Source organism: Flavobacterium sp. (assembly GCF_035760125.1).
GTDB lineage: Bacteria > Bacteroidota > Bacteroidia > Flavobacteriales > Flavobacteriaceae > Flavobacterium.
Genome location: NZ_DASTTN010000311.1, coordinates 1 through 5,287, shown reverse-complemented (window position 1 = coordinate 5,287; position 5,287 = coordinate 1). Strand labels below are relative to the sequence as shown.

Annotated in this window: 3 protein-coding genes; all 3 read right to left on the bottom strand. The window is 37.4% G+C overall.

Annotation, left to right across the window (positions count from 1 at the left end):
• The coding region (locus VFS71_RS11170) for a ribulokinase (RefSeq protein WP_326401310.1) at positions 1-1,266 on the bottom strand (1,266 nt) is incomplete at its 3' end.
• A 165-nt stretch (positions 1,267-1,431) separates the two neighbouring features.
• Positions 1,432-3,417 (bottom strand): alpha-L-arabinofuranosidase C-terminal domain-containing protein, encoded by a 1,986-nt coding sequence (locus tag VFS71_RS11165; RefSeq protein ID WP_326401309.1) that lies wholly within the window; start codon positions 3,415-3,417, stop codon positions 1,432-1,434.
• A gap of 63 nt (positions 3,418-3,480) precedes the next feature.
• On the bottom strand, positions 3,481-5,287 hold a 1,807-nt coding region (locus VFS71_RS11160; RefSeq protein ID WP_326401308.1), incomplete at its 5' end, for a glycoside hydrolase family 127 protein.

Genomic DNA, 5,287 nt, shown 5'->3' with positions numbered 1-5,287 from the left:
AGATAGATTTGCAATGGCACTTTTAAGTTCTTGATTCGCATCTGGAGTTCTTCTTCCGTTAATCCAGTCCAATGCTACTGGAACACTTTCGGATAATGGTATTTTCTCTGCTTCGGCAGTTAATTGTATGATTAAATTGTCACTGATTTCAGCTTTCAATTGTTCTTTTTGTTCGTTTGTCAAAAGGGTAGAGCCAGTCAATAAATTTTCTGTTGGCCATAACAATAATTCTTTGTACCAAGCCAATAAATCCCCAAAAGCAGATTGTCCCGCTTCAAGACCTATGAATCCTGGAATTACCGATCCATCTACTTGTCCGCAGATTCCGCGAACTGTTTTTGTTCCAATGGATTCTTTGGTATCCACAATAATGTCACAAGTTGAGGTTCCCATAACGCGAACCAAAGTGTGTTCGTCTATTTTGGCTCCCACAGCTCCTGAATGTGCATCGAATGTACCTACTGCTATTACAGTATTTGTTGAAAGCCCCAATTTGGTAGCCCATTCTTGGTTTAAATGACCCGCAACCAAATCAGAAGTATAAGTTTCATCGTATAATCTTCCGCGTAGCGAAGCCAAATACGGATCCAATTTTTCTAAAAATGCTGTAGGAGGTAAACCGTTCCAGTCTTCGTGCCACATCGCTTTGTGACCCGCAGCGCAACGGCTTCTTTTGAATGATTTTAAGTCTTTATTGTCAATCAATAAATACGTCATTAAATCACAATGTTCCATCCAAGTATAGGCAGCTTTTTTTACTGCTTCATCTTGTCTGGCAACGTGAAGTATTTTGGCCCAAAACCATTCTGATGAATAGATTCCACCTTCGTATTTGGTGAAATTTTCTCCACCCCAGTTGGCCGCCAATTCATTGATTTCGTTCGCTTCATTTATAGCCGTGTGATCTTTCCATAAAACCATCATGGCATTGGGGTTATGTTCAAAACCTTTGGTCAGTGCCAATGGAGTTCCATCTTCGGCAACCGGCACTGGAGAAGATCCTGTAGTGTCAATGCAAATGCTTCGAATTAAGGAGGAATCTACTTTGCTGTTTTCAACTACATATTTTATGGTAGCTTCCAACCCTTCGATATGATCCAAAGGATGTTGACGAAACTGATTTATTGAGGCATTACAATATTCTTTATTTTTCCAGCGCTTGTAGTCACAAACGCTTGATGCTAATTCCTGTCCATTTTCAGTGTCTATCAATACTGCACGAACAGAATCTGAGCCATAATCTAATCCTATTACATAATTTTTCATCACAAATCTTTTTTAATATGTACAAATATATAGATAATTATTTAATAAGTGTATAAAAAACACTTAATTTATTTTGCATTGACATTTTTATTGAAACGGCAGTATTACTGGTGTTTACGAAGGAAATAAAAAACAAGTGTTTAAAATACATTTGTACTATTCTGTTTATTTCATTTTCAACTTCAAAACAGTAACAGAATAGGCCGGAAGGCTTAATTGTGCTTTCTCACTTTTAAGGATATACTCGCTTTCTGTTGGACTGATCTTTTTAGGTGAAGCAAATGAATTTTCGTCAGTCGTATTAGGACTTGTAAGCGTAATTATTGTTCCTTTTGACTGTAACTTGCTGCCCTTTAAATCTATACTTAAGTCTTGTGCTTTCGCAGAAGTGTTAACCGCTTTTACAATTACTTCTTTGGTATTGATATCTTTCACCGCCGATGCAAATAAGTCGTTTTGACCAGTAACTGCTTTTCCGTCTTTGGTGATTGCTAATAAATCGGTTCCTTTATTGTTGGCGAATAATTTTTGCACATAATAATTTGGTGTGCCAAAGGACTCTAAATTATTAAACCAAATCATATCTGGTGTCCATTGCCAACCTTCTTCGTGAGCAAATAAAGGAGCATACGAAGTAAGATGAACTACTTCAGCGTTACGTTCCATTCCAGTCATAAAAGCGGCTTCAGAAAAAGCACATTCCCAACTGTTTTTGTTGTCAGGGCTTGCAATGGCTACTGTTTGTGCTGCATATTCTCCTGCGAAAATTTTTGGTCCTTTACGGTCATAATTGTCGTAACGAGTTGCGTTTTCTCTAAACCATTTTGGGTCTTTATAGTAATGCTCATCTATGATTTCGGCATTCAATTTTTTAAGTTCCGATTGTGCATACTCAAAATAATCCCCTTCTGGAAATGGCCCGCTTCCTGAAACAATCGTAATTTCTGGGTGTTTCGATTTGATTGCTTTTTCAAACACTTTATAACGCTCAATATAATCAGTTCCCCATTGTTCGTTCCCGACTCCAATAAATTTCAAATTAAACGGTTTTGGGTGCCCCATATCCGAACGAACTTTTCCCCACGGAGTATCTATGCTTCCGTTGGCAAATTCAATTAAGTCAATAGCATCTTGCACATAAGGGTCCAATTGATCAATAGGAACCAACTCGCCTGTATTGAACTGACAAGCCATTCCACAACTCAAAATTGGTAATGGACTAGCTCCGATATCTTCAGATAATTGAAAATATTCAAAAAATCCTAAACCAAAAGACTGAAAATAATCAGGTGTTGGTTTGTGTGCAAATTCTGTATTCCAGCGGTTAACTAAGCTTTCTCTATTATCAACTTCTCCAACTGTTTTTTTCCATTGGTAACGTTGAGCCAAAGTTCTTCCCTCAACAATACATCCGCCTGGAAAACGTAAAAAGCCAGGTTTCATATCATATAGTAATTGTACTAAATCTTTTCGAAGACCATTTTTTCTATTGTTCCAAGTATCTTGCGGGAATAATGAAATCATATCCAGATCGATAGTTCCTGTTCCTTCAAAAGTAAAACGCAATTTTGCTTTTGCTTCTGTGGCTGTTGGGGTAAGCTGAGCGGTATATTCTTTCCAATCTGAAGCAGTAGGAACAATACTTGTTTCGCCTAAAATTTTATTGTCTTTTCCAATGAATTGAATAATTATCTTCGATATATTTCCAGCTTCTTTGGATGCTTTTAGAGTCAAATTGTATTTTGCTCCACTTTTAATTCCCATTCCTCTGAAACCTTCATTGATGATTTCATAGCCTTTAGCATCTTTTACCGTAATTCGGCAATAATTATGATTTGTTCCTTTTTTTGAAAATTGAACAGGAACAGCAATTCCGGATTCGGTATTAAAATTATGTTTGTCACTTTTTGGTTGATTCCACCCCATTAAAGGATCATCAAATTCAAATGAGCGGTTTTTTATCATTTCAGCATACAAACCACCATCGGCAGCAAAGTTGATATCTTCAAAAAAGATTCCATACATCGTTGGCTGAATTTTGGTTATTGTTTTACTGGTGTTTACTTCAAGAGTTGTTTTTTGTGCATTGGCATATATACCATTTAGTAACAGACCGCAAAGGGTTATTTTGGTGATTAAATTCGGTTTCATGTTTTTTATTTTTTTATCAAAATATCTTAGATTCTTAGCGACTTAGTTTCGTAACCTCTTGTTTCACTTTTTCAAATCAATCCATACTTTCATTTTGCCAACGCCTCTGTTTGACCATGAATAATATGGAATTGCTTTTAGTTTAGTGGTTTGAATGGCATTTACTCCTTCCAAAAGGTTGTCTTCTTTAGTTACTTTGAACGTGTCATTGGCATCAATCGTGATTTTGTCAAAGTTGCTTGCATTGTCCATTTCTTCAATGGCATACACGATCGGACCGTATTCTAGAGCTACTTTCCCGATGTTGCCTTCCACTTTGGAATTGGTCACCACTTCTTTTACTTCCATTGGAAAGTCCAGTTTTATGATGTCACCTTTTTTCCATTTTCTGTTAATGGTGATGTATCCATTATCAATTTTGTAAAGAAATGGGATTCCGTTAATAGTTACTGAAGTCACAACTGCAGATGCTGATTTGTAACTGTATAAATCGCCTGGTAAAACTTGATTTCTTGCCCAACCAGGAATTCTTAATTTAAGGGCAAATTCACTTTCTTTTTTGGGAGAAACAGTTAATGCCACTCTGCCATCCCAAGGATAATTCGTTTGTTGTGCGATTTCTAATTCTGTTTTGTCTAATTTGATTTTTGCTGTATTCGAGGCGTATAAATTCACATACACCGTGTTTTTACTTGTGGAATAAATCAATCCCGGAATCGACGGAATAAAACGAATCAAATTTGTTGGGCAACAAGAACAATCAAACCAAGCTTGGCGTGTGCAAGAGCCTCTGTTGTTTTTGTAAACTCCATCTGATTCAAGTGCATTTGGATAGAAAAATTGTTTTCCGTCCAATGAAATACCGGAGATTAAACCGTTGTATAAAGAGCGTTCAATCACATCAAAATAATCGGAATTTCCGGTCATGTTGTGTAATCTGTGGTTCCAATACACATCACCAATAGCTGCACAAGTTTCGTTGTAAGCGGTTAGGTTTGGCAATTCATAATTTTTACCAAAGGCTTCTCCGTCATGTATGGCACCAATACCACCGGTGATGTACATCTTTTTGTTGACCATATTGGTCCACAAAGCATTCACTGCATTCAGATAGTCTTTGTCGTTGTATATTGCGGCAATATCGGTCATTCCTGCATACATGTAAACAGCTCTCACGGCATGTCCCACAGCTTCGTTTTGTTGGATAACGGGAATGTCGTCTTGCGCATAAGCACCGTATAGTTTATGGTTATTTGGATTTCCTCTATTGTCGAGATAGTATTTAGCCAATTTCAAATAGGATTTGTTGTTGGTAATTCTATACAGATTTACCAAACCTGTTTCTACAATTTGATGCCCCGGAACCCCATGAACTTGGTCTAGATTATCTCCAAATGTACGAACCAACATATCGGCAGTTTTGATGGCGATGTCCAAGAAGTTTCTTTTTCCGGTTGCTTCATAATGTACTACCGCAGCTTCTATCATATGGCCAGGGTTGTAGAGTTCGTGGCTGATTTGTAGAGATTCCCAACGCTTTCCTTCTATAACCGGTACCCATGGAGCAGGTGGTTTTGCTGGATTAATGGTTCTCCAAGTGGTCAAATATCCATCCTTTTCCTGACCCACTTTTATAATGGTGATTAAGGAATCTAGTAATTTTTCCAGTTTGGGGTTGGGTTCGCTTATTAAGGTATTCGAAGCTCCTTCGATGATTTTGTACACATCGGTATCGTCAAAAGGCATTTGTCCTTTGACTTCGCCTTTCATTTTTCCGCCGGCAATCAAGAAATTATCCAAACGTCCTTCTTCTTCACATTTGTGAATGGCATATTCGATGGTTTTTTCTTGAACCTTTTTGATGATGGGT

Bases quoted from the DNA above. Each gene is read 5' to 3' on its own strand.
- VFS71_RS11165 (WP_326401309.1), bottom strand. From the start codon at position 3,417: ATGAAACCGAATTTAATCACCAAAATAACCCTTTGCGGTCTGTTACTA.